The organism is Halobaculum rubrum (genome assembly GCF_019880225.1).
GTDB classification, from domain to species: domain Archaea; phylum Halobacteriota; class Halobacteria; order Halobacteriales; family Haloferacaceae; genus Halobaculum; species Halobaculum rubrum.
This window is the reverse complement of sequence record NZ_CP082284.1, coordinates 2,412,685-2,438,010: the sequence shown is the minus strand read 5'-3', so window position 1 is coordinate 2,438,010 and position 25,326 is coordinate 2,412,685. Positions and strand designations below refer to the sequence as shown.

At 69.7% G+C, this 25,326-nt stretch carries 27 protein-coding genes and 1 pseudogene; 13 read left to right on the top strand and 15 right to left on the bottom strand.

Annotated elements, in window-relative coordinates:
- The first annotated feature begins 14 nt into the window (after positions 1-14).
- On the top strand, positions 15-761 hold the full coding sequence (locus K6T25_RS12560) for a DUF2270 domain-containing protein (RefSeq protein WP_222914579.1): 747 nt from the start codon (positions 15-17) through the stop codon (positions 759-761).
- Positions 762-801: 40 nt separating this feature from the next.
- On the opposite strand, the gene K6T25_RS12555 is transcribed toward K6T25_RS12560, so the two are convergent.
- The 3 genes from K6T25_RS12555 to K6T25_RS12545 form a co-directional block, all read right to left on the bottom strand.
- Complete coding sequence (locus K6T25_RS12555) at positions 802-1,725, bottom strand: sulfurtransferase (protein WP_222914576.1); 924 nt, start codon at positions 1,723-1,725, stop codon at positions 802-804.
- Positions 1,722-2,441, bottom strand: coding sequence for a helix-turn-helix domain-containing protein (locus K6T25_RS12550; RefSeq protein WP_222914575.1), 720 nt, complete (start codon positions 2,439-2,441; stop codon positions 1,722-1,724). Before K6T25_RS12550 ends, K6T25_RS12555 begins: the two co-directional genes overlap by 4 nt.
- Before the next feature lie 62 nt (positions 2,442-2,503).
- The gene (locus K6T25_RS12545) at positions 2,504-3,151 is read right to left on the bottom strand and encodes a DsbA family protein (protein ID WP_222918043.1); all 648 of its coding nucleotides are present in this window, start codon (positions 3,149-3,151) and stop codon (positions 2,504-2,506) included.
- A 394-nt stretch (positions 3,152-3,545) separates the two neighbouring features.
- Here K6T25_RS12545 and K6T25_RS12540 point away from each other — a divergent pair, with 394 nt between their 5' ends.
- Both K6T25_RS12540 and K6T25_RS12535 read left to right on the top strand, forming a co-directional pair.
- Positions 3,546-4,739: an MBL fold metallo-hydrolase gene (locus K6T25_RS12540; protein WP_222914572.1), complete on the top strand. Its 1,194-nt coding sequence runs from the start codon at positions 3,546-3,548 to the stop codon at positions 4,737-4,739.
- A 312-nt stretch (positions 4,740-5,051) separates the two neighbouring features.
- Positions 5,052-5,654, top strand: a complete 603-nt coding sequence (locus tag K6T25_RS12535; protein ID WP_222914570.1) for a hypothetical protein — start codon at positions 5,052-5,054, stop codon at positions 5,652-5,654.
- On the opposite strand, the gene K6T25_RS12530 is transcribed toward K6T25_RS12535, so the two are convergent.
- From K6T25_RS12530 to K6T25_RS12520, 3 genes are all read right to left on the bottom strand, one after another.
- Positions 5,644-6,342, bottom strand: a complete 699-nt coding sequence (locus K6T25_RS12530; protein WP_222914568.1) for a plastocyanin/azurin family copper-binding protein — start codon at positions 6,340-6,342, stop codon at positions 5,644-5,646. The genes K6T25_RS12535 and K6T25_RS12530 overlap by 11 nt on opposite strands.
- The gene (locus K6T25_RS12525) at positions 6,332-6,964 is read right to left on the bottom strand and encodes a phosphoribosyltransferase (protein WP_222914566.1); all 633 of its coding nucleotides are present in this window, start codon (positions 6,962-6,964) and stop codon (positions 6,332-6,334) included. The genes K6T25_RS12530 and K6T25_RS12525 overlap by 11 nt, the downstream gene beginning before the upstream one ends.
- A 216-nt stretch (positions 6,965-7,180) precedes the next feature.
- Positions 7,181-7,579: a MaoC family dehydratase gene (locus K6T25_RS12520; RefSeq protein ID WP_222914564.1), complete on the bottom strand. Its 399-nt coding sequence runs from the start codon at positions 7,577-7,579 to the stop codon at positions 7,181-7,183.
- An 88-nt stretch (positions 7,580-7,667) separates the two neighbouring features.
- On the opposite strand from K6T25_RS12520, the gene K6T25_RS12515 reads away from it, so the two are divergent.
- The 3 genes from K6T25_RS12515 to K6T25_RS12505 all read left to right on the top strand — a co-directional run bounded on the left by K6T25_RS12515 (position 7,668) and on the right by K6T25_RS12505 (position 10,881).
- Positions 7,668-8,477: an alpha/beta fold hydrolase gene (locus K6T25_RS12515; protein WP_222914563.1), complete on the top strand. Its 810-nt coding sequence runs from the start codon at positions 7,668-7,670 to the stop codon at positions 8,475-8,477.
- Positions 8,470-10,113, top strand: a complete 1,644-nt coding sequence (locus tag K6T25_RS12510; RefSeq protein ID WP_222914561.1) for an AMP-binding protein — start codon at positions 8,470-8,472, stop codon at positions 10,111-10,113. Before K6T25_RS12515 ends, K6T25_RS12510 begins: the two co-directional genes overlap by 8 nt.
- 63 nt (positions 10,114-10,176) lie before the next feature.
- A complete protein-coding gene (locus tag K6T25_RS12505; protein WP_222914559.1) occupies positions 10,177-10,881 on the top strand; it encodes a helix-turn-helix domain-containing protein in 705 nt (234 codons plus the stop codon).
- Between the two features lie 224 nt (positions 10,882-11,105).
- On the opposite strand, the gene K6T25_RS15805 is transcribed toward K6T25_RS12505, so the two are convergent.
- From K6T25_RS15805 to K6T25_RS12490, 3 genes and pseudogenes are all read right to left on the bottom strand, one after another.
- Positions 11,106-11,477 (bottom strand): DUF2891 family protein, encoded by a 372-nt coding sequence (locus tag K6T25_RS15805; protein WP_222914556.1) that lies wholly within the window; start codon positions 11,475-11,477, stop codon positions 11,106-11,108.
- A 77-nt stretch (positions 11,478-11,554) separates the two neighbouring features.
- Positions 11,555-11,731: pseudogene (locus K6T25_RS15800) on the bottom strand (DUF2891 family protein); the annotation flags it as partial.
- Positions 11,732-11,880: 149 nt separating this feature from the next.
- The gene (locus K6T25_RS12490; protein ID WP_222914554.1) at positions 11,881-12,570 is read right to left on the bottom strand and encodes a carbonic anhydrase; all 690 of its coding nucleotides are present in this window, start codon (positions 12,568-12,570) and stop codon (positions 11,881-11,883) included.
- A gap of 265 nt (positions 12,571-12,835) precedes the next feature.
- Here K6T25_RS12490 and K6T25_RS15700 point away from each other — a divergent pair, with 265 nt between their 5' ends.
- The 5 genes from K6T25_RS15700 to K6T25_RS12470 all read left to right on the top strand — a co-directional run bounded on the left by K6T25_RS15700 (position 12,836) and on the right by K6T25_RS12470 (position 17,463).
- Complete coding sequence (locus K6T25_RS15700; protein WP_275671156.1) at positions 12,836-12,964, top strand: DUF7989 family protein; 129 nt, start codon at positions 12,836-12,838, stop codon at positions 12,962-12,964.
- Positions 12,965-13,166: 202 nt separating this feature from the next.
- Positions 13,167-13,364, top strand: coding sequence for a hypothetical protein (locus K6T25_RS12485; protein ID WP_222914552.1), 198 nt, complete (start codon positions 13,167-13,169; stop codon positions 13,362-13,364).
- A gap of 124 nt (positions 13,365-13,488) precedes the next feature.
- Entirely contained in the window at positions 13,489-14,448 is a 960-nt protein-coding gene (locus tag K6T25_RS12480; protein WP_222914551.1) for an ABC transporter ATP-binding protein, read from the top strand.
- Positions 14,445-16,271 carry an ABC transporter permease family protein gene (locus tag K6T25_RS12475; protein ID WP_222914549.1) on the top strand — a complete coding sequence of 609 codons (1,827 nt, stop codon included), beginning with the start codon at positions 14,445-14,447 and terminating at the stop codon, positions 16,269-16,271. The genes K6T25_RS12480 and K6T25_RS12475 overlap by 4 nt, the downstream gene beginning before the upstream one ends.
- Before the next feature lie 82 nt (positions 16,272-16,353).
- Positions 16,354-17,463, top strand: coding sequence for an ABC transporter permease (locus K6T25_RS12470; protein ID WP_222918041.1), 1,110 nt, complete (start codon positions 16,354-16,356; stop codon positions 17,461-17,463).
- 69 nt (positions 17,464-17,532) lie between these two features.
- Here K6T25_RS12470 and K6T25_RS12465 read toward each other — a convergent pair whose 3' ends face one another.
- The 5 genes from K6T25_RS12465 to K6T25_RS12445 all read right to left on the bottom strand — a co-directional run bounded on the left by K6T25_RS12465 (position 17,533) and on the right by K6T25_RS12445 (position 22,084).
- The gene (locus K6T25_RS12465; RefSeq protein ID WP_222914547.1) at positions 17,533-18,957 is read right to left on the bottom strand and encodes a small ribosomal subunit Rsm22 family protein; all 1,425 of its coding nucleotides are present in this window, start codon (positions 18,955-18,957) and stop codon (positions 17,533-17,535) included.
- Between the two features lie 153 nt (positions 18,958-19,110).
- The gene (locus K6T25_RS12460; protein ID WP_222914545.1) at positions 19,111-19,899 is read right to left on the bottom strand and encodes a prephenate dehydrogenase/arogenate dehydrogenase family protein; all 789 of its coding nucleotides are present in this window, start codon (positions 19,897-19,899) and stop codon (positions 19,111-19,113) included.
- 78 nt (positions 19,900-19,977) lie between these two features.
- Positions 19,978-20,472 carry a hypothetical protein gene (locus K6T25_RS12455; RefSeq protein ID WP_222914543.1) on the bottom strand — a complete coding sequence of 165 codons (495 nt, stop codon included), beginning with the start codon at positions 20,470-20,472 and terminating at the stop codon, positions 19,978-19,980.
- A 111-nt stretch (positions 20,473-20,583) separates the two neighbouring features.
- Positions 20,584-21,801, bottom strand: coding sequence for a M24 family metallopeptidase (locus tag K6T25_RS12450; RefSeq protein ID WP_222914541.1), 1,218 nt, complete (start codon positions 21,799-21,801; stop codon positions 20,584-20,586).
- A gap of 106 nt (positions 21,802-21,907) precedes the next feature.
- Entirely contained in the window at positions 21,908-22,084 is a 177-nt protein-coding gene (locus tag K6T25_RS12445; RefSeq protein ID WP_222914539.1) for a hypothetical protein, read from the bottom strand.
- Between the two features lie 161 nt (positions 22,085-22,245).
- Between K6T25_RS12445 and aroA the strand changes: the two genes are divergently transcribed.
- Positions 22,246-23,568, top strand: coding sequence for a 3-phosphoshikimate 1-carboxyvinyltransferase (aroA, locus tag K6T25_RS12440; protein WP_222914537.1), 1,323 nt, complete (start codon positions 22,246-22,248; stop codon positions 23,566-23,568).
- Between the two features lie 91 nt (positions 23,569-23,659).
- Here aroA and K6T25_RS12435 read toward each other — a convergent pair whose 3' ends face one another.
- Entirely contained in the window at positions 23,660-23,854 is a 195-nt protein-coding gene (locus K6T25_RS12435) for a hypothetical protein (protein ID WP_222914535.1), read from the bottom strand.
- 246 nt (positions 23,855-24,100) lie between these two features.
- Between K6T25_RS12435 and K6T25_RS12430 the strand changes: the two genes are divergently transcribed.
- On the top strand, positions 24,101-25,294 hold the full coding sequence (locus K6T25_RS12430; protein WP_222914533.1) for an iron-containing alcohol dehydrogenase family protein: 1,194 nt from the start codon (positions 24,101-24,103) through the stop codon (positions 25,292-25,294).
- Positions 25,295-25,326: the final 32 nt, after the last annotated feature.

Genomic DNA, 25,326 nt, shown 5'->3' with positions numbered 1-25,326 from the left:
GTCGTGAGACGCGAATGAGCGACGACGAGACGACGTCGTCGCGCGCCGAGTCGACCGACGGTGGGACGCCGGAACGGTCCCCGCGGGCGGATCCCGCGATCGGCGAGGGGCTGCTCGACGAGAACATGGGGCCGAGTTCGGCGATGGCGCACCTGTACCGCGGCGAGATCCACCGGATGAAGCTGTGGCGTCAGCGCCTCGACCGCACCACGAACTGGGCGGTCCTGCTCATCGCCGGCGTGTTGACGTGGTCGTTCTCCAGCGAGACGAACCCCCATTACGTGATTCTCGTCGGCGGCGCAGGCGTGCTCCTGTTCGCGTTCGTCGAGGCGCGACGGTACCGCGCGTACGACGTGTGGCGCTCTCGGGTGCGGACGCTCCAGCGACACGTCTGGGCCGTCGGGCTCGACCCGGAGGGGAGCCGGGACGACCTCGACGACTCGTGGCGCGAACGGCTGGCGGCCGACTACCGGAGTCCGGAGCTACAGATCTCGACGGAGGAGGCGCTCGCCCACCGGCTTCGCCGCGTGTACTTCCCGCTGTTCACGGTGATCGCCGGTGCGTGGGTGCTCCGGATCACGGCGTTCAGCGATCTCGGCTGGCCCGCGAGCGCGGCCGTCGGACAGGTGTCGGGACTGCTCGTCACGGCTGTCGTCGCCGTCGGCTACCTCGCGGCGGCCGTCGTCTGCTGCCGTCCGCGAACGTGGCACACCCGGGGAGAGCTACTCGAGGAGAACCTCCGGACCGACCGCAGCGAGTGAGCCACCGAGAGTCGACGGAGCGAACTCCCGTTCACGGGGCTCACTCGTCGCCGACCTCGATCGGGACGCCGATCATGTTCCCCCACTCGGTCCACGAGCCGTCGTAGTTCCGGACGCGCTCGTAGCCGAGCAGTTCCTCGAGCACGAACCACGTGACCGACGAGCGCTCGCCGATCCGACAGTAGACGATCACGTCGTCGTCGCGCTCGATCCCCCGAGACTCGTAGACCGCCCGGAGCTCGTCCGGCTCCTTGATCCGTCCGTCCGGGCGGACGTTCTCGGCCCAGAACACGTTCGTCGCCCCGGGAACGTGCCCGCCGCGCATCGCCCCCTCGTCGATGCCCGGCGGCCTCGTGATATCGCCGCGGAACTCATCGGGCAGGCGCACGTCGACGAGAGGCGTTTCGGCGCCGAGCGCCGCGAGAACGTCCTCGCGATAGGCCCTGACGTCCGGTCTGGCCGGCGGGTCGAGCGTGCCCTCGTACGCCACCGTCGGCGGATCGACCGGCTCGGTCGTGGTCGGGTACCCGTTGTCGGTCCAGTACTCGCGACCGCCGTCCATGATCCGGACGTCCGGATGGCCGAGGTAGGTAAGTTGCCAGTAGAGGTGCGCCGCGAACCAGTTCGAGTTGTCGCCGTAGACGACGACGGTCGTGTCCGCGGTGATCCCGTGCGAGCCGAGGAATTCCTCCATCTCCTCGGGGCCGAGGATGTCGTGGCGGTCGGCCGCGCGAAGGTCCCGCCGCCAGTCGACGCCGACGGCGCCCGGCGCGTGGCCGGTCTCGTAGAACGCCGTGTTGACGTCGACCTCGAGGAGCCGGCGGTCGGAGTCGTCGGAGGCGAACCCGTCGAGTCTGTCGTCGACCCACTCGGGGGCGACGAGGACGTCCGGCGGATACGCCGTCTCCGTCGTCGGCTCGGATGTCGTGTGTGAGGGGCCATCGGAAGGGGTATCGTGGGTCATAGTTCTCGATCGGCGAAGCGCTTGGCGAGCTCCGCGGTTGCACGCCGAAGGCGGTACGACACGGTCGAACGAGGGAGCTCGAGGTCCGTGGCGAGTTCCTCGAGCGTCACCTCCCGCGGGGTTTCGAAGTAGCCTCGCTCGACGGCGATCGTGAGTATCTCCCGCTGCTCAGCGCGGATGTCCGCTCCCGACACCAGCCCGCGTTCCCAGTTGGTGACCTCGGTCAGATGCTCGAAGGAGAACGACAGCCCCTCCCCGAGCTTCGCGGCCAGCGTGTCGTACAGGAGTCCGATCTTCGAGTCGTCCTGTACCAGCACGCGCCACCGAACCGTGTCGCCGGTACGTACCTGCTCGAAGAGTAGTCCGCCGTCAACGTTTTTGGCGGCGATGATCGGGACGGCCTCACAGTACTCGATCTCGGAGACGTACGTGAACGCCACCCGCCGCCGCCGCTCGTTCGCCATGAGACTGGTCGTCCGGGTAGCGCGACACGCGCGGTCGCTGATCGACTCGCGGTCGACAGACTCGTCCAAGAGCAGTTCGTCGACGGCCGTGAGGTCTGCCGGATCCCCCGTGACGGATTCGAGCGCCCACAGTTCCGTCGGGTCCAGACACGAGTAGATCGCCTCCGACCGGAGCGACTCGCGATCGATGAAGCGGTCGACGTACTCGTCGGCACCTGCGTCGTACGTTATTTCGAAGCTGAAATCGTACATCTGAGTCCGTGTTGTATCGCTGATCGGTTGTCGCGAGGGAGACGACCAACCGGGGAGGCCACTCAGCGGCTGTCGTCGATCGCCGACGAGATGGTCGCGTAGTCCGGCCGATCGATGAGCGTTCCGTCGACGAACACGCTCGGAGTCCCCTGGACGCCGCGGTCGAGTCCGGCCTCGCGGTCCGCCTCCAACACCGGCCGGTAGCGGCCCTCGCTCGCGGCGGTCACCACCGTGTCCGGGTCGGCGTCGACGGCGCCGGCGAGATCACGGAGGAGTGACTCCGAGTACGTCGGGGAACCGTCCGTCCACCCTTCCTCGAACAGGCGTTGGGTGAACGTAAAGAACGCCTCGTCGCCGACCGTGTCCTGTACCGCCCGCGCGGCGCCGGGAGCCTCCCACGACCAGCGGTCGTCCACCGGGATGGGGAAGTCGTGGTGTTCGTACCGCACGTCACCGGGGTCGACGTACTCGTCGACGAGTCGAGGGTGGACGTCGACCGCGAACGTCCGACAGTGCGGGCACGCGAAGTCCTCGAACACCGCGACCGTCACCGGCGCGTCTTCGTCGCCGTGGACTGGCGTGGGGAGCGATTCGACGGCGTCGTCGGGCACCTCGTCGCTCCCGCCGTTGCCGCCGCCGAGACAGCCGGCGGTGGCGGTTGCCGCAGCCGCGGAGAGCCCGGCGAGGACGGTGCGTCTCGATGGACGGATCCGATCGGGCCCGGGTGTCTGTCGGGTCACGACCGGGAGTTGGACTCCCCGGGCAACACGGTTGTGGTCCGATCCCGATATTCGAGAGTCGTACCAGAACGACCGAACGCCCGCGGCGTTCGTCGCCGCCAACGCTCCGACAGCGGGCCGATGAACGCCGTCGCGACCATCATAAGGTATTGTGGAAGATGAACAAGAAAGACTCTACCGACAGCAGTATTTTGTTACCTATTCAATAATGCCTCCCTGCACCAACAGCTCTTAAGGCCGAATTAGCGCTAATACGCCGTTTTGAACGTCTCGATGTCTATATGGCTGTTGTCCCGGTCTTGGTCCGAGAAGTTGTATTGTCTATATTGCACAATATTTATTATACTGACTCCCATTGGGTATCGTGATGGCAGACGAATTCCCCGAGCCAGAGGTCGAGGTCGAGTCGATCGCACCCGAGGATCTCAAGAGCCGGATCGACGCCGACGACGAGGTCACGCTGCTGGATTCGCGGATGACCTCCGACTACGAGGAGTGGAAGATCGACGGCGAAACCGTCGACTCGATCAATATTCCGTACTTCGAGTTCCTGGACGACGACATCGACGACGACGTCCTCGATCGGATCCCCGACGACCGCGAGGTCACCGTCCTGTGCGCGAAGGGCGGCGCCAGCGAGTACGTCGCCGGCGCGCTGAAGCAGCGCGGCTACGAGGTGAACCACCTCGAAGAGGGGATGAACGGCTGGGCGCGCATCTACGAACGCGAGGAGGTCACCGAGTACGACGGACCCGGATCCGTCTACCAGTACCAGCGTCCGTCCTCGGGCTGTCTGGGCTACCTGCTGATCGACGGCGACGAGGCGGCGATCGTCGACCCGCTGCGCGCGTTCATCGACCGCTACATCGCCGACGCCGAGAAGTTGGGCGCAGAGCTGACGTACGCGTTCGACACGCACATCCACGCCGACCACATCAGCGGTCTGCGCGAACTCGCCGCGGAGGGCGTCGAGGGCGTCATCCCGAAGAACGCCGTCCCGCGCGGTGTCACGTACGCCGACGAGATGACGACGGCGGCCGACGGCGACGAGTTCGACGTCGGCGATGCGACCGTCGAGACGATCTACACCCCCGGCCACACCAGCGGGATGACATCCTATCTGCTCGGCGGCAGCCTGCTCACCACCGGAGACGGGCTGTTCATCGAGAGCGTCGCCCGTCCCGACCTCGAGGAGGGTGACGAGGGCGCCCCCGAGGCTGCCGAACAGCTGTACGACACGCTGCAAAACCGCGTGCTGACGCTGCCCGAGGAGACCCTCATCGGCGGCGCCCACTTCAGCGACGCCGCGGTCCCGGCCGACGACGACACCTACACCGCGCCGATCAGCGATCTGAAAGCGCGGATGGACGCGCTCAGCTACGACACGGACGAGTTCGTCGAGACCGTCCTCGCCGACATGCCGCCGCGTCCCGCGAACTACGAGGACATCATCGCGACCAACCTCGGCCAGCAGGACGCCGACGACGAGGAGGCGTTCACCCTCGAACTCGGCCCCAACAACTGCGCCGCGAGTACGGACGCGATGACGAGCGACTGATCGACGGCGTCCTGTCGACGACCGCTCGAGGACGCGCCGACCCCCGACTGCCCGCCCCCAGCGGACCACCTCACCTCCGACAGGGTCTCTCTCGTTCTGATGCGACCCTGACAGCGGCGGCGCCCGGCCTCCAGTGCGACGAGTGTCGGCGGTACGACGGGCGACTCACCGCTGTCCATCCGTCGGGTCTGGTTCCGGTGATCGCCCGAGGTACCGACTGCTCGCCGTCGAGAGCAACACCGAAGTACGCCACCGGCCAACTTCGGGGCGTGACAGCCGACGAGCGCCGGACGACGCCCCGGAGGCACCACGATGGCTGACAAGGGCACGATCGACGTCGGGACGTTCACGCCGGTGTGGACGGCCGGCTGGCAGTGGCCCTGGGCGCTGCTGTTGGCGCTGCTTTTAGGCGGGAACTTCGTCCTCGCGGCCGATCGGGTTTACCTCGGGGCGGCCATCCTGATCGGCGGTCCGGCGCTTGTGATCGCCGGCGTCCGGGCGGTGAAACGCGGCGCAGCGGACGCGCTCGCGGACGCTGAAGCGCAGATCCGTCGTGCGACGGTCGCGAGCCTCGACATCGACCCGGACCGGACCCCGGTGTACACGGTGACCGCCGCCGGTGGCTCGGTCGTCGGGATCGACGCGGCCAAGCGGTACGACGTTACGGTCGTGACCGTCGGCGAGTCGGCGCTGACGGTCCACTCGGACGTCGAGGCGAACCTCCTCAACACGAGCTGGACGCTCGGTGCCGATACCGAAGAGATTCCGTACGATCGAATTCGCGATGTCGACTACGTCGACGGCGTCGTGAACGTCCGCTGTACCGACGGCGACGACCGGTCGTACCCGGCGGACCGACGGCCGGACGAACTACTGTCGTCGATCGGGCGTCGACAGTCGTCCGCTAGCGAGTAACACCGTAGTCGCCGCCGTACTTCAGGAAGACGTACGCGAAGCCTGCCGTCGCGACCAGCGTGGCCGCGGCCGCGAGACCGAGCGTCTTCGCTGCGTCCGGGACCTGCGGAACTACCGGGCCGGAGGCGCCTTCGGTCGCCCCGGCGTCCTCGCTCACTTCGATCGTCCCGAGCATTCCGGCGCTCTCGTGTGGGATGCAGAAGTAGGGATAGGTCCCCTCCGTCTCGAACGTGTACTCGTACGTCTCGCCCCCCGCGATGTCGCCGCTGTCCGGGTCTCCCGCCGAGTACGCCGAGCGCGCGGCGTCTTCCGTCTCGAATCCGCCCGAGGCGAAGAACTCGGCGTCGGCCGGGAGGTCCTCCTCGTAGGCGGTCACCGAGTGGCCGATGTTACCGACGTTCTCCCAGACGACGGTTGTCCCGGGCGTGACCGCGACCTCCTCGGGGTCGAACACGAGGTTGTCGGTCATCTCGACGGTTCGCGTCGACCCCTCCTGCGCGCGGACCGGCGTCGTCGCCGCGCCGGCCGCGACGGCGCCGACCCCCGCGGCTGTCCCCGAGAGGAAGCCGCGTCGCGTCAGACTCGGGTGATCGTCGTCAGTCGCCTCGGGACCGGCAGCTTCGCGGTCAGTCTCGGGAGCGTCGTGTGACCGGATACCGGCTCGCCGTGAGTAGTCGTCAGTTTGCATCGGTGGAAAGGTATGATCGGGCTTGTTCGTCGGTGACTTGATCGAAGGTCCGGTAGAATCGCCCCACAGCGCCGAACTGAGACGGCGTCTCCACGCAGACGACCTCGTCGGCCTCCGATTCGAGGTCCCGCAGGGTGTCAGGCGGCGCGACAGGCACCGCCAGCACGACCCGATCGGCGCCGGCGGCCGCGACCTGTCTGAGACACGCGTGCATCGTCGCGCCCGTCGCGACGCCGTCGTCGACGACGACGACCCGCTTCCCGGTCAGATCCATCGGCGGTCGGTCGCCGCGATACTCGTCGACGCGCTCGCGGGCGGCCTCCCGCTCCCGCTCGCGACGGTCGGCGACGTCCCCGTCGTCGATCCCCGACTGCGCGATCAGTTCGTCGTTGAGCCAGGCGCTGCCGTCGCTGGCGACGGCGCCGATCGCGAGCTCCGGATTCCACGGCGCGCCGATCTTCCGTGCGGAGACGATGTCGAGCGGGACCCCGAGCCGGTCTGCGACGACGCGACCGAGCGGGAGTCCTCCCCGTGGCACCGCAAGCACGACATCGGCCTCCACCCCCCGCTCCACGAGGAGATCGGCCAGGCGCTCGCCGGCGTCAGTGCGGTTGTCGAACATGCTTGGATACCCGTGTTCGGGATAGTACCTCTTCGAATGCCGACATAATTAATGGTTCGTCGAGCGTCACGAACGCGAAATCGGTCGCGGATCCCCGATCATCGATCACCACCCGAAGATCGCCGTGTCTGGTCCGGCGGATTCGACAACCGAGACCCGTTCTCCCTTGGACGGGGCGTGGACGGAGGTTGTCCGCTGCGGCACTGAGTCGGGATCTCAGGAGTCGTGGGGCAACGACAGGACCGTCGCCTCACCCTCGATGACGGACTCGTCGTCGACGGACGCGACCGTCTCGACGCGGAGTCGGTCGCCGCCGAGTTCCTCGGTGACGGTCGCACGCGCCTCGACCGTGTCACCCGGGCGGACGGGCGCCTCGAACGAGCAGTCCTGGTCGAGGTAGACGATGTCCCCGGGGAGCGACGCGAGCGCCGCGCTGACGACGCCGGCGCCGAGCATCCCGTGAGCGATCCGCCCGCCGAACATCGTCTCGCTGGCGTACGCGTCGTCGAGGTGGATCGGGTTCTCGTCGCCGGTGAGCGCCGCGTACGCGTCGATCGTTTCGGTCGTCACGTCGATGCTCGCGGTCGCATCGTCGTCGACGGTTGCGACTGGCATGGCAGTAGTGGTGGAGCGCCGACCGAAAGCCTCGGGGGTTAACATGTGAAGCGCCCGCTTGAAGGTGGCGCGTGGACAGGCTTCCCCCGTGCAAACCGCGCAACACGACGGCGTCGCGATCGCGTACGAGGAGCGCGGGCGCGACCCGGCCGAGGCGGAGACGGTCGTCCTGTGTGAGGGGCTCGGCTACGGCCGCTGGATGTGGAACTGGCAGGCGGACGCGCTCGCGGGGTCGTACCACGTGGTGCTGTGGGACAACCGCGGGACGGGCGAGTCCGACGTGCCGGAGGGGCCGTACACGATCGACCAACTCGCCGGCGACCTCGAAGCGGTACTGGACGACGCGGGCGTCGACGCGGCCCACGTCGTCGGCGCGTCGATGGGCGGGATGGTCGCGCAGCGGTACGCGATAGCCCACGACCGTGCGCGGTCGCTCGCGCTGTTGTGTACCTCGCCCGGCGGTCCCGACGCGGTGCCGACGCCGGAGTCGACGCTCGCGCGGATGTTCTCCGTTCCCGACGACGCCGACGAGCGCGAGGCGATCCGGTACAAGATGGCACCCGCCGTCAGTGACGGCTTCATCGAGGACAACCCGGAGCTGATCGAGCGCATCGTCGACTGGCGGCTCGACTCGGACGCGCCGCCGAGCGCGCGGGAGGCGCAGGGTGCGGCCGTGGAGGCGTTCGACGCCAGCGGGGAACTCGACGCGGTCTCGATCCCGACGCTGGTCGCTCACGGGACCGACGACCGGGTCCTCCCCGTCGAGAACGGGGAGCTGCTCGCCGAGGCGATCCCCGGCGCCGACGCCGAGTTCGTCGAGGGCGGGTCGCACCTGTTCTTCATCGAGGAGGCCGAGCGCGTGAACGACCTGCTCGTCGAGTTCCTCGCCGATGTCTGAGGGGAGCGAGCGCGTCCCGAACGCGACAGCGGCGGGGCGCACACAGCGGACCGGTCCCGATTGGGTCGGCGACTGGTCCGGCAGACGCGCGATGCTCTCCCCCGACCGGGTGGGACTGGTCGACGGGACGACCGGTCGCGAGTACACGTACGCGGAGTTGGACGACCGCGCGACCCGGACGGCTCGACTCCTTCGGTCGATGGGCGTCGAGAAAGGCGATCGGGTGGTGACGCTCTCGCGGAACCGGCCGGCGCTGATCGATCTGTTCTTCGCGACCGGCAAGATCGGCGCCGTGCTCGCGCCGCTGTCGCACCGTCTGGCGCCGCCGGAGCTGTCGGAACTCCTCGGCGACACCGACCCCGCGGCGGTCGTCGTCGAGGCGAAGTCCGCCGGCCTCGCGGGCGAGGCGCTCGGGGATGCCGACACGAGTGGCGAGGACCCGACGGTGCTCGTCGTCGGCGACGACGTCGACGCCGTCGCGACCGCAGCCGACGACCTCGACGGCGAGCCGTTCGAGACCGCCAGGCCGGCAGCCGAGACCGAACCCGGGCCGACCGCGGACGACAGGCTGGACCGCTCCGACGTGTCGCTGTCGGAGCCACACCTGTTCCTCCACACGGGTGGGTCGACCGGGACGCCCAAGCAGACGGTGATCCCGCACCGCGCGGTGTACTGGAACTCGATGACGACGATCGCGGCGTGGAACCTCCGCGGCGACGACGTGACGCCGATGCCGTTCCCGCTGTTTCACACCGGCGGGTGGAACGTCCTCACCGTACCGCTGTTCCACGTCGGCGGCACGGTCGTCATCGCGCGGGAGTTCGACCCGGGAGGGGTGCTCGACATCGTCGACGAGCGAGGGGCGACGGTGCTCGTCGCGGTGCCGGCGGTGCTGCGGATGATGGCGGAACACGAGCGGTGGGACGACACCGACCTCTCGTCGCTGCGGTTCGCTAAATCCGGCGGTGGCCCCTGCCGGCGGTCGGTACTCGAGTCGTGGTGGGACCGCGGCGTCGACCTCTCGCAGGGGTACGGCCTCACCGAGTGCGGTCCGAACAACTTCGCGATGCCGGACGACTGGCCCCGCGAGAAGGCCGAGGCCGTCGGCGTGCCGGCCCCACACGTCTCCGCGCGGGTCGTCGACGACGACGGGGAACCGCTCGCGCGGGGCGACGTGGGCGAACTCGAACTGTCGAGTCCCGCTGCCGCCGACCGCTACTGGAACGCGCCCGAAGAGACCGAGGACACCTTCGGCGGCGGATGGGTCTCGACGGGGGACCTGGCCCGCGTCGACGACGACGGCTACTACCACATCGAGGGGCGCAAAAAGAACATGTACGTCAGCGGCGGCGAGAACGTCTTTCCCGCCGAGGTGGAGAACGCGCTCACCGATCACCCGACGATCAGAGAGGCGGTCGTGATCGGCGTCCCCGACGACACCTGGGGGACCGTCGGAACGGCGGTCGTGCAGGGGGAGGAGTCGCTGACGCTGGACGACCTGACGGCGTTCCTCGACGACCGACTCGCCCGGTTCAAACACCCGAAGCACCTCGCGTTCGTCGAGGAGTTCCCCTACTCGGGCCCCTCGAAGATCGACCGCGAGGCCGTTCGGGACCGGTTCGGCGGCGAGCAGTGATCGCCACCGGCATAAACTATTATGTAGGTCTCCGAGAATCGTCCGCTGATCGGAGCGAACACCATGATCGACGTCACCCTGGACATGGAGCAGTACGACTGCCCGTTCATCCACGCCACCGAGGAGCACGACCTCGCGTTCTCGGCGGTGCATTGGGAGTTCGACACGGCGACCGACACGCTGGAGACGCGGATGGTGGTCGAGGGCGACGACCGCGAGTCGCTCGGACAGGGGTTGACGGAACTGCGCGAACACGACGGGCTGCGCGACTACAAACTCCTCTCGAAGACGGGCGGCGTCGGCCACGTTCGGACCGTCATCGACGAGACGGCCGCGATGTCGACCGTCCGCGACGGCGGCGGCTACATCACAGGGCCGTTCTACATCGCCGACGGCTCGGAGCTGTGGCACGTCGGCTTCGACGACCGCGGCGAGGCGGACGGCACGCTCTCCCGACTCGACCGCGACAACGAGTACGAGATCCTGGAGCGAGACGAGCCCGAACTCCCCGAACTGCAGGGGTTCATCCAGAACGCGGGCGCCGCGATGACGCTCATCCAGGGCTGTAAGGACCTCTCGGACGTCGAACGCGAGACGTTGGAGACGGCCGCCACCGAGGGGTACTTCGAGAGCCCGCGCTCGGCCACGCTCGGCACGCTCGCCGAGGAGTTCGACGTGTCCAAGCCGGCCGTCTCGAAGAACCTCCGGCGCGGACAACGGAAGATGCTCCAGCGCGTCGTCGACGCGATGGGCGAGTTGGAGGATTGACATCCTCCCCGCGCTGAAAGGGCGAGAATTCCCACGGTACCGCACCGCTGGGTTGGGATGGTTACGGTTTGTAGCCATCCCGACGGACAGCTACTGGCTGTGCCACCCAGCCGGTACTCCTATCCCGGCGTGGGATTCGGAGATACTTTTGGTGACTGCACCCCGTGTTCCGGGCAGAAGGGGGTGCCTTCTGCGTGGAATCAGGGAATCCCGATACTGTCCGATTAAGCGGGCGGGCAGGCCGCCTCGGTTGGCTGTTGGTAGGGTGATGAGTTAGTTAAACATCGGTTTGGGTAGTTCGGTCGGTATTTGGGGAGAGATGTCGGATTCATCCCCCCGCTAAAACACGGGGCTTTCTCCTCGTACTTCCGTAATCGTCTGTGATCGATGATCAGCGAGAGCGCGAACGCGGAGTCGCCGTGCGTCCCGAGGCGATGGGGGCGTTCCATCGGGAGGAACCGTCCACCGACGAGCGCACGGATCTGCTCTTCCGGCGGACGAAGGGTGTCGCTCCACCGATCCGCCCACGGGTCGCTCCACCGATCCGCCCACGGGTCGCTCCACCGGTCGAGTTCGGGGCGAGCGCGAGCAGCCACGCCCAGCCGTACGGGCGCTCGGGTGTCAGTCGCTCGTCGATGCCGGCGGCGATTCCGTCGCTGTCGGGATATTCGGGAGACTGCCGCAGCGCGCGCACGGGACGCCAGTGGCTGCGGACCGCCGAGTGCCAGCCGAAGCAACCGTAGCAGACAGTGTGGCGCTCGCGCGGCGGCGTCACGTCGTCGGGGCCGTCGGTCGCGCCCGGCGCGTGCGGGTACTCGGTGTCGACGCCGTCGAACGGATGAGCGGTCAGGTGTGCGGCCGCGTCGGCGTCGATCCAGTCGAGGCGACCACCGATCAGTGCCCCGTCCTCGTCGGGATGAGATCGTGTCTGTACGGAGATCTGGCCCGGCCGATCTCGATCGATCGCCCCCGTGCGATCCGGTCACATCCGGCGTCGGGTCAGTAGGTCCAGAGGCGGCGGATCCGGTCGGCGACCGCCTCGTGTTCCGTCCGTAGCGCCTCGGGATCGCGCTCGCCGTCGACGTTGATCACGTGGACTTCGCCGCGCTCGCCGCCATAGACGTCCTGGAAGTCGTAGACGACGCCGATCACGTCGGTGTCGGCGGGCACGTCGTCGCTGTCGACGAGGTGGTCGACCTGCCGGTCGACGTTGTACTCGACCAGCCGGTTCACGGCCTCGTCGTCGTCGAGGCCGTCGGGAAGCAGGTCGACACCCGGTTCGAGGTGGGGGCCGAGCAGGCTGACGCAGTGTTCGATCCCCGACGGCTCGTTGTCCGCATCGATATTCCCCGTGAGAACGTCGAACGTCGCCGTCACTGCGCCGCAGCCGGTGTGGCCGACGACGACCGCCGTCCGGGTCCCTGTGTGCGCTAACGGGTACAACACGTCGCCGGAGACGACCTCGCCGGCGTCGGTCCGCTGGGTCACACGGTTCCCGATGTTGCCGCAGGTGAACAGCCGCCCGGGCGTCTCGTTGCCGAAGAGGTGGTCCTGTAACACCCGCGAGTCCGAACAGCAGACCGTCACCGCCTCGGGCTGTTGTCCGTCCTGCACCTCGTCGAAGCGACCGGCAAACGCGTCGGCGTGCTCGGCGTTGTCGGCCAATAGACCGACGATCGTCCGGTTCATACCGATGGGGTCCGCGGCCGTCTACATATGTCTGCCTCGATGGGACGACCGTGGCGCTCGCCCGTGGCCGACCCCCGACCGTCGAGCTCGAGGCGCTCGATCCGGGAGGGCTGGACAGTACCGGAGGAGTCGAGCCGGTCGTCCCTCGGTATCTGATCGGATGTGGATCCGAATATGAGGAGTATAATTTTCCTAATATGGTACAGTGTGTCTAAGGTAGATCCATGCAACGCTGAAATACCGGGAGGTGCTCGTGAGAGTCACGATGACAGATCGAACCATGGCTGACATCAGCCACACCGCACCGCACGGTGGCTCCGCCGACCGCGTCTGGGAACGAGGCAACGAGAAACCCGAACCCCGAACCGACGGCGGCGACCGCGACGACGACTGAGTTCCCACCGCAACTGATCGGCCGCTCGTGTCTTCTTCTCCCGAGAGTAGCTGCTCTATCGGACGAGGTGCCTTCCGGGGTCCGTCGAATGCGCACGGAGCTTCGGTTCGGCCGGTGCCCCACAGAGTATGGCTGAATGAATTTACTCAGAACAGAGTAGTCTGTCAAAACACATATTTCGGACGGGCACATACGGTGACATATGCCTCAGCAGACCACAGTCGGTTCGTACGCGACAGCGACGGTCGCGGCCGGCGCCGACGCGGCGTGGTCGCCAGACGAACGAGCGTCGACGCCGAACTCGGTCGAACGTCCGTACGGGGTCGACGGCGGGGAGACGGCCGATACCCCTGAGCAGTACACCACGTTCGGCTGCGTCGAGTACCGGCCGCGGGAGTGACCGGCCGCGGAGGTGTGCCGGTCACAGGAGTGAGTCGTACATCAAAGCGACCCGCCGCCGACGGCGTTCTCACGGCCGATAGGCGCGGCGACGGCCTCTTATCGACGGAAGCGAATCGAACGGTGTGATAACCGTCGACGGCCTGCGGAAGGTGTACGGCGACTTCGTCGCCGTGCACGGGAGTACCTTCGACGTGGAGCCGGGGGAGATCTTCGGCGTCGTCGGCCCGAACGGTGCGGGCAAGACGACGACGCTCAAGACGCTCGCGGGGCTCATCGAGCCGACGGCCGGCGCCGTTCGCGTCGCCGGCGAGCCCGCGGGTGACCCCGAGACACGTACCGCGTTGGGTTTTCTCCCGGAGGAATCGCCGCTGTACGAGGACATGACCGCGCGGAGCTACCTCCGCTTTTTCGCGGACCTGTACGACGTGCCGCGCGAGACCGCGAACCGACGGATCGAGACCGCGCTCGACGACCTGGAGCTGGAGCACCGCGACCGCCGGCTGGGGGACGTCTCGAAGGGGATGAAGCGGAAGGTCGCGATCGCGCGCTCGCTTGTCAACGACCCGGACGTGCTGATCTACGACGAGCCGGCCTCCGGGCTCGACCCCCTGACGACCAACTACGTGCTGGAGTACGTTCGCGACCTCGCGGACGCCGGCAAGACGGTGCTGTTCTCGGCGCACAACCTCTATCACGTCGAGTCGGTGTGTGACCGCGTCGTGATCATGAACGAGGGCGAGATCGTCGCGCGCGGCACCGTCGAGGAGATCCGTGACGAACACGGCGAGACGACGTATCGCGTGTTCACGACCGTCCCCGTCGAGGGCAGCGAGCCCGACGGCGACCGTCACGTGTCGACCGTCGACTCGATGGACGCCGTCGAGGGGATCCGCGGGGCGGCGGCCGACGCCGACGGTGAGGTCGTCGACATCCGCACTCGCGAGTCGACGCTCGAGGAGATCTTCCTCGACGTGGCCGGGCAGCCGATGCCGGGGAGCCGGCGGGTCACACCCGGCGCGACGGACAGCGACCGAGGGCGCGAGTCGTCGGATCCGCCCGAGCCGCCGGAGGCCGCGGAGTGAGCATCTCACCCCGGAAGCTGCTCCGGGTCTCGCGCTGGGAGGTGTCGCGGGCGACCGGCAGCGTCGACCGAAAAACGGCCGTCCTCGGCGCCGTTGCGCTCCTGTTGACCGTGGGCGTCGCCGCGGGCGGCCTGCTCGCCGGCGGCGTCGCGCTCGACGAGGACATCTACGCGGTCGCGGTCAGCCCGGACAGCCCGTACCACGAGCCGGTCAGCGACTCGACGCCGCTGGAGGCGGTTCCGGCGGGCGCGCCGACCGCCGACGTGTACGTCGACGACCGGGACCCGTCGGACCGCGAGGCCACCGTCTCGGTGGCGGACACCCGGAAGGGACAGGCCGCCCTCGGCGCCTTCCGGTCGGCTGTCGAGCGGCACAACAACCGGCTGTTGCTCGCGGAGGAGAACCAGTCGGCCGCGTTCCCGGTCGGCGTCACCCTCAGCTACGTCGAGCGCGCGAGCCAGCGCGTCGGCGCCAACGACGGAACAGCGGGCGTCGGCGGCGACGACGCGACCGGCGGCGACGGAACCGGTGGCGCCGACGGGGGCGACGCGGACGACACGGACGACGGAACGGACGGGCCGGGAACCGGCGACGGCGGTGCCGGGAGCGGGCTTGGCGTGCCCGACTTCGGCGGCGCGACGGGCTCGCTGTTCGGCGGCCAGCCGACCGGGTCGCCGGCGGAGATCTCGCCGCCGTTCCCGTTCTCGTCGCTCGTGCTCGCGTTCGCGTTCCTCGTGCCGATGAACTTCGTCATTCAGGCGTACGGGTCGACCATCCTCAACGAGCGGATCAACCGCCGTGGCGAGCTGCTGCTCGTCGCGCCGCTGTCGCGGACCGACATCGTCGCCGGCAAGACGCTCCCGTACGCGGGGGTCGCGCTCGCGGCGACGACGCTCATCGCCCTCGCCGTCGGCGGCGGGCCCCTCTCGGTCGCGGCGGTGTTCCCCATCGCGTTGGTGTTCCTCGCGGCGACGTTCGTCGGCGCGATGTTCGCGCGGTCGTTCAAGGAGCTCACCTTCGTCACGGTCACCGTCTCGGTGGCGCTGACGACGTACGCGTTCGTCCCGGCCATCTTCGCGACCGTGACGCCGGTCGCGCTCATCTCGCCGCTGACGCTCGTCGTCCGCGACCTGCAGGGCGAGGCGGTGTCGATCGCGGAGTACCTGTTTTCGACGGGGCCGTTCTACCTCGTCGCGGGCACCCTGTTCGCGATGGGGGTCGGCGTCTACCGCGAGGAGGACATGTTCACACAGCGGGCGGTGCCGCTGAAGTTCCTCGACGCGCTCGCGGTGCGGCTGCACCGCCCCCGCGACGTGGCGCTCTTGGCAGCGCTGTCGCTCCCGTTCGTGTTCGTCGCCGAGCTGCTCGGGATCGCGGTGCTGTTCGCGCTTCCGCAGGGGGTCGCTATCGTCGCCCTGCTGGTCGTCGTCGCGGTCGTCGAGGAGGTCGCGAAGGGCGTCGGCGTGTACGCCGGCTTCCACCAGTCGCGCTTCGAGCGCGACCTCCCGACGGCGCTGAAGCTGGGCGCGCTGTCCGGCGCCGGCTTCTTCGTCGCCGAGAAGGCGACCGCGATCGTTCAGGTCGTCGGGCTCGGGTCGCTCCCGCTGGGCCAGGCGGCGTTCGGCACCTCGGGGATGGGCGGGGAACTCGGTCCGGCCGCCGGCCTCGCGCTGTTGGCGCTCCCGCTCGCGCTGCACGTCGTCACGGCGGCGATCGGCGCCGTCGGCGCGACGCGGGGGCGGCGCGCGTGGGCCGGGACCCTGTTCGTCGCGATGGCGATCCACTTCGCCTACGACCTCACGGTGGTGAGCACCCTTGGATAGCGATCGCGGGGGCGACGCGGGAGGCGCTCCCGTCGGCGACGGTGGCGCCGTCGACTCCCCGACGGACGACGCCCCGAACCCGATCCCGGGCACCGTCGCCGCGGGCGATCGCGCGAACAGGGACCCACGCTGGACGATCGCGAAGCGCGAGTTGGCGTCGCTGCGCTCGGAGAAGACGATCCTGTTGGCGCTGTTGATCCAGCTGTTCGTGGCGGCGTTCTCGTCGTTCCTCGTCGTCGGGCTCGTCTCGCTGTACGACCCCGGCGCCGCGGCGGGCTACTCGGTGGAGACGGCCGTCGCCGGCGACGACGCGGGCGACCTCGCGGCCGCGGTCGGCGGGACCGACGGGATGGAGGCCCGGCGATACCCGACCCGGCAGGCCGCCGCAGACGCGTTCGCCGACGGTCGGGTCGACGCGGCGATGCTGGCGACGGCGACCCAGCGCGGTACCCTCGAAGTCCGGGTGCTCGTGCCCGACGGCAACGTCGGGACGACGCTGGTCGTCGTGCGCGCCCGCGAGGCGCTGCGGGCGTTCGAGCGGCTGGAGCGCGATCAGCGCTCCGCGTCGCTGACGGCGCAGACGCTGGAACTGCCGCCGCGGGCGGGCTCGTCGCCGTACTTCGGCTTCACCTACACGGTGCTCGTCCCGCTGCTGTTGTTCCTCCCGGTGTTCATCGCCGGTTCGGTGACGGTCGACTCGCTCACCGAGGAACTGGAGCGCGGGACGCTGGAACTGCTCCGGGTCGCTCCCGTCACGATGACAGACATCGTCGAGGGGAAGCTGCTGGCGGCCGCCGGCCTCGCGCCGATACAGGCGGCGCTGTGGCTCGCGCTGCTGTCGGTCAACGGCACCGCCATCGCGCCCTCGCCGAGCGCGCTCGTGACCGTCGCGGGCGTGTTGGGACTGCTCGGGCTGACCGCGGGGCTGGCGGCGCTGGTGACGGCGCTCGGAGCCGCGCTTGCGCTCACCGCGCCCGACAGGCGTGCGGCGCAGACGGTGTACTCGCTGGGCGTGCTCGGACTGTTCGGCGCGGCGGCGCTGTCGCCGACGAACCCCGCGAACGTCGCCGCGAAGCTGGCCGTCGGCAGCCCCGACCCCGCGTCGTACCTCGCGGTCGCCGCCGTGGTCGTCGCGGGCGGCGTCGCCGTCGCGGTCGCACGCGTCGGCGTGGCGCGCTACGGGCCGACCTGAGCCGACGGGGCGACCGGCCCGAGTCGCCGGCGATCGCGACCGCTCCCACCAGAACGTCCCGACGCCGCCTCAGGCCGCGACCGTGTCCACGACCGTCTCCGTCCCACACACGAGGTTGTACGCGCCCTCGTCGTCGTTCCAGAGGATCAGGACGTTCTCGACCGAGAGGATCGCGCCGTACGGCGCCTCCCGCAGGTCGCGGTTGAGCGACGACTCGCCCGTGAGCACGAGGTAGTGCTCCAACTGCTCGCTGCCGTCGCCGACCTTGAACAGGGGATTCGCGTCGTCGGGCGCGAGGTCGTCCGAGAGCTTCACCGCGAGGAGGTTCACCCGGTCGGTGACGTGGTCCTCGGAGTCGGCCATCCGGTGGTGGCGCTCGGCGCCGGCGACGACCGGGTGGCGTCGCTCCCCATCGGGGCGGAGGATCGCCCACGAGAACTTCACGTCCGTGTTGACGTAGGTGCCCGGCTCCTCGTCGTACGCGCGCGTCGCCGCGTCGTCGAGCTTCCGCTGGAACGAGGGAACCGAGAGGTCGGGACGCTCCTCGAAGGACCACCCGCGGTCGTCGGGGGCGTCGCCGGGCCACAGCCGCAGGTCGGGCGCGTACACGCTCACGTCGCCGTCGGGCGGGGTCAGCGCGCGTTCGACGCGACGCAGTTCCGTCGAGGTGTTCAGGTCCGCCGGCGCAAGCAGGACACAGGAGCCGTCGTCGGCGAGCGCGTCGAGATACCGGGAGGCGACCGCCTCGGGGTCGTCCAGCTCCGAGAGGACGTTGCCGAAGAGGACGAGGTCGACCTCGCCGACTGCGTCCGGGTCGAACGCCTCGGCGGTCTCACGGTGGACCGTGGTGTGGACGTTCGGTCGGGTGTCGTCGAGCAGCTCGTCGAGCACGTCCGCGTTCGTGCTCGGCTCGATCGCGTGGTAGTCGACCAGCGCGTCGTCGGGGAGGTAGTCGTGGAGTCCCAGCGCGGGGCCGCCGGTGCCCGCGCCCACGTCGAACACGCGGAGCGTCCGGGGGAGCAATCCTCGGTCGGCGAGTCGGTCGAGGACGTAGCCGACGGCGGCGTAGAAGTCCGGCTGGTGGTAGACCGCGTACGCGAGGGCGGCGTCGGCGTCGTACTCGACGGGCCTGCCGCGGTAGTAGTCCTCCTTCAGCCGGTCGATCGTCTCCCGAAGCGTGTCGCCCGAGTCACCCTCGTGCCAGTCGAGGCCGTAGCGCTCGAACAGGAGATCCTCGATCGCCTCGGCATGGTTGTCGGGGAACGACTCCGGCGACCACCCCGGCGGGTCGACCGGCTCCTCGGTCGCAGGGACGAAGGTGCCGTCCTCGCGCTCGAACAGCCCCAGATCGAACGCCTCCTCGCGGAGGGCGGTGCGTACGACGGCCGGATGCGGTCGGTCGGGGAGGTACTCGTACACCTCGTCTGGGTCGACCGGGCGGACGTTGCGGAGGTACTTCGCGGTGTCGCGCAGCGCCTCGCGGTCGACGCTCACGGCGACCACCTCGCGGGCGTCGCCGACCGCGGCGTCCGGGCGCGCTCGTGGACCGAACGCGCCCGTGGCCGCGGGTGTGGTCTCGGGTGCGGCGAGTGACTCATTGCCGGCGGCTACTCGGTCGGGGTGGGTAACGGTTCTGTCTCGGCGTCCTCACTCGTCGCCGGGCGGATCGCCCTCTCCGGTGCGCGACTCGGTGCCCACGGCGTCGCCGGCGCGCCCGAACAGCGTCTCGAACTCGTCGCGGTCGGCGGCCGAGAGCGCCCGCGCCGCCTCCGCGACCGCGTCGGCGCCGGCGAACGTCTCGCGGATGTCGGCGTACACGCGGGGCTCGCCCTCGGTGACGGTGCGAGCCAACTCGGCCAGCGGTTCGGAGACGGGCGTGTGGAAGCGCTCGTCCACGTCGCCGGCGGCGAGCGCGTACGCGAGAACGGCCGTGTGGGCACCCGTCTGAACCTTCTCCATCGCGTCGTCGTGGTCGCCCGCGGTCGTCTCGAACACCTCGTTGTCGACCTCCCGCAGTCGCTCGCGGACGCGCTCGACGAGCGGTCCCGCCTCGCCGGGGACGTACGCGATCCGGCCGGGGCCGCGGGGCGGGGCGAACAGCGGATGGAAGCTGGCGTACTCGCCCGCCGCATGTTCGTCCATCGCCGCGAGCGGTTCGGTCATCACGCCGGAGACGTCGACGATCGCGCCGTCGGCGGCGTTGGCGGCGTACTTCGCGACGGCGTCGGCGACGACGGGGATCGGCACCGCGAGGACGACGCAGTCGAACGACTCGTCGGTGTCGAGCGGGACGACCCGGCCGTCGACGACGTCCTCGGCGGCGTCCATCGCGGTCTGGGGGTTCGTGTCCGCGAGCGCGACGCGCTCGCTGACCGGGCGGAGGGTCCGCGCGGCCCACCGGCCCATCTCCCCGGCGCCGACGACGAGCAACTTCATGCCTCCCGCTATCGGGGTGGCGACCGAAAGGGTATCGGTCGGGGCGGGTCGGACGCGGGGGCGGGGTGATCCCGGCCGCTACTCCACGGCCGCGATCCGGAACCACTCCGAGGGGAGCGTGTCGCCGCCGTGGTCCTCCGCCGACAACAGCCGCATCCGCACGTTCGCCGGCGCCACCGGCGCGGCGAACCGGACGCCGACGAGCGTCCCCGCCTCGACCGTGCGCGCCTCGCCGCGAAAGTCGACCGCGCGGACCGTGACGTGGTCCTCGCCGACGCCGCCCTCGACGACCTCGAAGTGCGCCTCCAACAGGCCGGGTGTGACTTCCGTGACCTCGGCGCCATCGGCGGCCTCGGCGTCGATCTCGATGGTGTAAGTGCGGATCCCATCGGGGGCCCGCTGGCAGACGGCGACGACGGCGTCGGTTCGCTCGTCCGCGCCGTTCTCCGCCGGCTCGTCCGCGGGACCGTCTCCCGAACCGGCAGCGTCGTCCGAGTCAGTCATGTCGACCTCCGACCCGTCGCCGGCACCCGGTTCGCGGAACGCGTCGGCGACCCGCTCGAACAGGCTCATAGGCGACCGATGGGCCGCGTCGACCAAATCCTCGTCGGGGATCGCTTCCGGCTCGGGTCCCGGCTGAGCGTCGGGGCCCCCGGTTCATTCGCAGGGTGTGCGCGCGGACGCTCACTCTACCACCAGCTCCACGGGATAGTCCTCGGTGAGGTTCTCGTAGCCGTTCTCGGTGACGATCACGATGTCCTCGATGCGGACGCCGCCGACCGCGGGGTCGTACAGCCCGGGCTCGACGGTGACCACCTGCCCCGGCTCCAACTCCCCGCCGCGGGAGTTGAGTCCCGGTTGTTCGTGCACGTCGAGGCCGACGCCGTGTCCCGTCGAGTGAATGAATCCCGTCTCGGTGTCCGGGTCCGACCGGAGCGTCGGGTGACCCGCCTCCTCGTACACGTCGCATGCGGCGGCGTGCACCTCGGCGCCGGTGGCGCCTGGCTCGACGGCGTCCAGCGCGGCCGAGAGCGCCGCCTCGGTCAGCTCGAACCACTCGGCGATCGAGTCGCTCGCCTCGCCCTTCGAGAAGGTGCGGGTCATGTCCGAGTGGTACTTGCTCGCCTTCTCTCGGGGGAAGATGTCGACGATGACGCTCTCGCCCGCCTCGAGGGGGCCCGACCCGCGGTCGTGTGGGTCGGCGGCGTCGGCGCCGCAGGCGACGATCGTCTCGTCGAGCGCGCAGCCGTGTCGGAGGAGGGTGACCTCGATCTCCTCTTTCACGCGCTCGCTGGTGAGCGGGGTCTCCTCGCTGTCCGCGCCGTCTCCGCCCTCAACCCCCTCCTCGATCACGAGGGTCCCGTCGTCGGCCACCTCGGCGGCGGCGATGAGGTCCTCGGCGGCGGCCATCGCGGCTTCGTTGGCGGCCGTCGCACGCCTGACGGCGTCGAGTTCCTCGTCGGTCTTGGTCGCCCGGACCGTCTCGATCACGTCGTCACGGTCCACGTCGACCCCGATCCCGGCCTCACGAAGCCCGTCCGCGACGCCAACCGGGAAGCGCTCGGGGACGAGCGCCGACTCGACGCCCAGATCGGCGAGGAAGTCGGCGTACACGCCCGCAAGTGCCGTGGACTGTCCCGCTTCGGCGGCGCGCTCGGCGTAGTCGTACGTGGAGAGCCGGGCGACGGTGTCGGCGTGCGACTCCTTTTTCGCGCGGCCGTACTCGAGTCCGGAGGTGAGGACCGCGAGTTCCTCGCCAGTGTAGGCGGTGAAGAACGGGTCGGGCGCGTCGAACCCCGAGAGGTACAGCTGATTCGAGTCGGCGCTCCCGGCCTCGATACAGTACGCGTCGGCGTCCGTCGCCGCGAGACGGTCGTCGAGGGCGTCAAGCGTGCGTGTCATACCGGAGGATGCGGCGACCGCCGGGATAGTCGTTTTCGTCGCGAGGAACGGGACGGATGAGCCGCGAACGTGGCCAGCAAGCGAGTCCGGCCGTCACGGTCGACAGTCAGACGACCGCCTCCGATCGCCACCGCTCGCTGATCTCGCCGTTCATCGCGTACTCGAGCGCCCCCCAGATCTCCCCGGACTCGCGGATCCGCTGCACCTCCTCGATGCGCTCGCCGGGAACCAGCCCCCGGTCGAGCAGTTCGTCGAGGAGACGTTCTGCGTGCGTTTCCTCCATATCATAATATTAACTACAACTGTTGTATTATCTTTGCCTGATTGATACGGTGTGATACGTGTGTCCGTGTGAGTCGTCGACAAGGCCGGCGGCAGCACAGACACGCCGCAACGGGTGTCGCGGTCGGTACACACTTGCCCGACCGCCCGCATCTCCGGCACATGGACGTACACGTCTCTCCGTCCCGGATCGCCGGGCGCGCTCGCGCTCCGCCGTCGAAGAGCTACACTCACCGGGCGATCCTCGCCGCCGGCTACGGAGCGGGCACGACCGTCACGGGCCCGCTGGACTCAGCAGACCCCAGAGCCACCGGCCGAGCGGTCGAGGCGTTCGGCGGGGAGGTCGTGTGGACGAACGAGGGCGACGGGGACGAGCAAGAAGGCGGCGGCGCCGATGGCGTCGAGGTCGAGGGATTCGGCGGCCGACCGACCACTCCCGACGACGTGATCGACTGCGCGAACTCCGGGACGACGATGCGACTCGTCACCGCCGCCGCGGGGCTGACCGACGGCCTCGCGATCCTCACCGGGGACGAGTCGTTGCGCTCGCGACCCCAGGGGCCGCTCCTTGACGCCGTCGAATCGCTCGGGGGACGCGCGGAGTCGACCCGCCGAAACGGGCGGGCGCCGCTCGTCGTCGGCGACGCGATGGCCGGCGGGACGGTCGCCATCCCCGGCGACGTCTCCTCGCAGTTCGTCACCGCCCTGCTGATGGCCGGTGCGGTCACCGACGAGGGGATCGAGATCGACCTGGAAACCGAGCTCAAATCGGCGCCGTACGTCGAGATCACCCGCGAGGTGCTCGCCGACTTCGGCGTCGACACCGAGCGCACGGAGACGGGCTTTCGGGTGCCAGGCGGGCAGTCCTACGAGGCCGACGAGTACGCCGTCCCCGGCGACTTCTCCTCGATGTCGTACCTGCTCGCGGCGGGCGCCGTCGCCGCCGCGGAGGGCGAGGCGGTCGTCGTCGGGGGCGCCCGCCCGAGCGCGCAGGGCGACTCCGCCATCGTCGACATCCTCGACCGGATGGGCGCCGACATCGACTGGGACGAGGACGCCGGCGAGATCGCCGTCCGCGCGTCGTCGCTCTCGGGCGTCGAGGTCGACGTGGGTGACACGCCCGACCTGCTCCCCACGATCGCCGTGTTGGGCGCCGTCGCCGACGGCGAAACACGGATCGTGAACGCCGAGCACGTCCGCTACAAGGAGACCGACCGCGTCGCCGCGATGGCCGAGTCGCTGGAGAGGCTGGGCGCCGAGGTGACCGAGAAGCGGGACTCGCTGACGGTCCACGGCGGCGACTCGACGCTCGGCGGCGCGACCGTCCACGGCCGCGGCGACCACCGCCTCGTGATGGCGCTGACGGTCGCCGGTCTCGTCGCCGACGGCGAGACGACCGTCACCGGCGCCGAGCACGTCGACGTGTCGTTCCCCGGGTTCTTCGAGGCGATGGCCGACCTCGGCGCGGCCGTCTCGACCGAGTAGGGGCCGCCGAGGGCGAGTTGCGTCGGCGGTCGGACCTGTTCGGGGGGTCCGTCGATCCGGGCGGTTCACCGGAGCCGATAGCCCGAGCGACTCACCTGACCCGACGGACTACCCGCGAGAGCAGGGAGACGGCCGTTCCGAGTCCGGGCACGCGCGTGGAGAGCGCCGCCGCACCGAGGAGCACGAGCGCCTCCTTGCGTCGGCCGCGGGCGAACGCCATCGCCGCGTCGACCACCGTCGTAACGATACTGAGCTTCGACGCCGTTCGTCGGTCGAACTGTGTCATGGTGTGAGCCGACAGTACCCCGGCCACGGCAATAGGGGTACCTCTGTCCCGGGGACAACCCTCGGTATCCGTGATCGAACCGGGACAGAACGGGACCAAAGCGATCGGTAGTCGGTCGACAACGCGAACGAACGACGCCGGCCGACCCGCGTCGAACCGCGTCTGCCAGCGCGGAAACTTACCGGACCGCGCCGACGACTTCCGCCGCCGATGCCGTTTTCGCCCGGGCGGCCGACGCTCGACCACATGTCCGCGCTCGACACGCCGCCGTTCGCGTTCGACTACGACCCCGGCGCGATCCACTACGGCCGCGGCTGTATCGCCGACATCGGCGACGCGCTCGACGAGCGCGACCGCGAGGCCGCGCTCGTCGTCTGCGGCTCGAACGTCGCCGGCAACGCCGAGTTGATGGACGCCGTCGGCGACGGCCTCGGCGACCGCCTCGCGGAGGTGTTCGCAGGGACGACGCCCGACAAGCGCCTGCGGGAGGCCGCCCGCGCCGTCGAACGAGCCGACGCGCTGGGCGTCGACGCGTTCGTCCCCGTGGGGGGCGGCTCCAGCCTCGACGTGGCGACGGTCGCGTCGGTGCTGCGCGCCCGCGGTCTGTCGCTCGATCAAACCCGCGAGGAAGTGGTCGAAACCGGAGGGATCGCGACCCCGGACGACCCCGCAACCCTGACGCCGCTGTTCCCGGTGCCGACGACCCTCGCGGGCGCGGACCTGTCGGTCATCGCCGGTATCGCCGCCGAGGTCGACGACGGCACCGGGGGCACGGAGATGGTCTCGACGGGCGTCGGCGGCCGCGAACTGATTCCGGAGGCGCTGTTCTACGATCCGGCGCTGTTCGAGACGACGCCCGAGGGCGTGCTCGCGGGGTCGGCGATGAACGGCTTCGACAAGGCGATCGAGTCGCTGTACTCCCGGAACCGAACGGCCGTCACCGACGCCACTGCGACCCGGGCAGTTCGGCTGCTGGCGGAGGGACTCCCCGAGATGACCGACGACGCGGCGGCGATGGACCGCGCGGTCGCCGGCGTCGTGCTCGCGCAGTACGGTATCTCGCGGCCGGGCGAGATGACGATCAACGCCATCCACGCGTTCGGCCACGGCCTGCGCGACGCGTTCGGCATCCAGCAGGGGCTCGCACACGCGGCGGTCGCACCTCACGCGCTGCGGGCGATGGCCGACGCCGGCGTCGACCTCTCGATGCTGACAGCGGCGTTCGAGGTCGGAACGGTCGAACAAGCGATCGCCGAAGTCGAACGCGTCCGCGACGCCCTCGGTCTGCCGGCGTCGCTGTCGGCGATCGACGGCGTCGACGAGGGGGGAATCAACGAGGCCGCGCGCGTGGCCGCCGCCGACTCGCTGCTGTCGTACGCGTCCGATGGGTACGACCTCACGGAAGCGGACGCGCGGGCGGTGTTGGAGGCGGCGTTCTGAGGTACCGCCGCGGCCGTCGACAACTCCACGGA

Excerpts from the sequence above, each read along its gene's own strand:
- K6T25_RS12560 (WP_222914579.1), top strand. The coding sequence starts at position 15 with ATGAGCGACGACGAGACGACGTCGTCGCGCGCCGAGTCGACCGACGGT.
- K6T25_RS12555 (WP_222914576.1), bottom strand. The coding sequence starts at position 1,725 with ATGACCCACGATACCCCTTCCGATGGCCCCTCACACACGACATCCGAG.
- K6T25_RS12550 (WP_222914575.1), bottom strand. The coding sequence starts at position 2,441 with ATGTACGATTTCAGCTTCGAAATAACGTACGACGCAGGTGCCGACGAG.
- K6T25_RS12535 (WP_222914570.1), top strand. The coding sequence starts at position 5,052 with ATGGCTGACAAGGGCACGATCGACGTCGGGACGTTCACGCCGGTGTGG.
- K6T25_RS12530 (WP_222914568.1), bottom strand. The coding sequence starts at position 6,342 with ATGCAAACTGACGACTACTCACGGCGAGCCGGTATCCGGTCACACGAC.
- K6T25_RS12525 (WP_222914566.1), bottom strand. The coding sequence starts at position 6,964 with ATGTTCGACAACCGCACTGACGCCGGCGAGCGCCTGGCCGATCTCCTC.
- K6T25_RS12520 (WP_222914564.1), bottom strand. The coding sequence starts at position 7,579 with ATGCCAGTCGCAACCGTCGACGACGATGCGACCGCGAGCATCGACGTG.
- K6T25_RS12510 (WP_222914561.1), top strand. The coding sequence starts at position 8,470 with ATGTCTGAGGGGAGCGAGCGCGTCCCGAACGCGACAGCGGCGGGGCGC.
- K6T25_RS12505 (WP_222914559.1), top strand. The coding sequence starts at position 10,177 with ATGATCGACGTCACCCTGGACATGGAGCAGTACGACTGCCCGTTCATC.
- K6T25_RS12490 (WP_222914554.1), bottom strand. The coding sequence starts at position 12,570 with ATGAACCGGACGATCGTCGGTCTATTGGCCGACAACGCCGAGCACGCC.
- K6T25_RS15700 (WP_275671156.1), top strand. The coding sequence starts at position 12,836 with ATGACAGATCGAACCATGGCTGACATCAGCCACACCGCACCGCACGGT.
- K6T25_RS12485 (WP_222914552.1), top strand. The coding sequence starts at position 13,167 with ATGCCTCAGCAGACCACAGTCGGTTCGTACGCGACAGCGACGGTCGCG.
- K6T25_RS12460 (WP_222914545.1), bottom strand. The coding sequence starts at position 19,899 with ATGAAGTTGCTCGTCGTCGGCGCCGGGGAGATGGGCCGGTGGGCCGCG.
- K6T25_RS12455 (WP_222914543.1), bottom strand. The coding sequence starts at position 20,472 with ATGAGCCTGTTCGAGCGGGTCGCCGACGCGTTCCGCGAACCGGGTGCC.
- K6T25_RS12450 (WP_222914541.1), bottom strand. The coding sequence starts at position 21,801 with ATGACACGCACGCTTGACGCCCTCGACGACCGTCTCGCGGCGACGGAC.
- K6T25_RS12445 (WP_222914539.1), bottom strand. The coding sequence starts at position 22,084 with ATGGAGGAAACGCACGCAGAACGTCTCCTCGACGAACTGCTCGACCGG.
- aroA (WP_222914537.1), top strand. The coding sequence starts at position 22,246 with ATGGACGTACACGTCTCTCCGTCCCGGATCGCCGGGCGCGCTCGCGCT.
- K6T25_RS12435 (WP_222914535.1), bottom strand. The coding sequence starts at position 23,854 with ATGACACAGTTCGACCGACGAACGGCGTCGAAGCTCAGTATCGTTACG.
- K6T25_RS12430 (WP_222914533.1), top strand. The coding sequence starts at position 24,101 with ATGTCCGCGCTCGACACGCCGCCGTTCGCGTTCGACTACGACCCCGGC.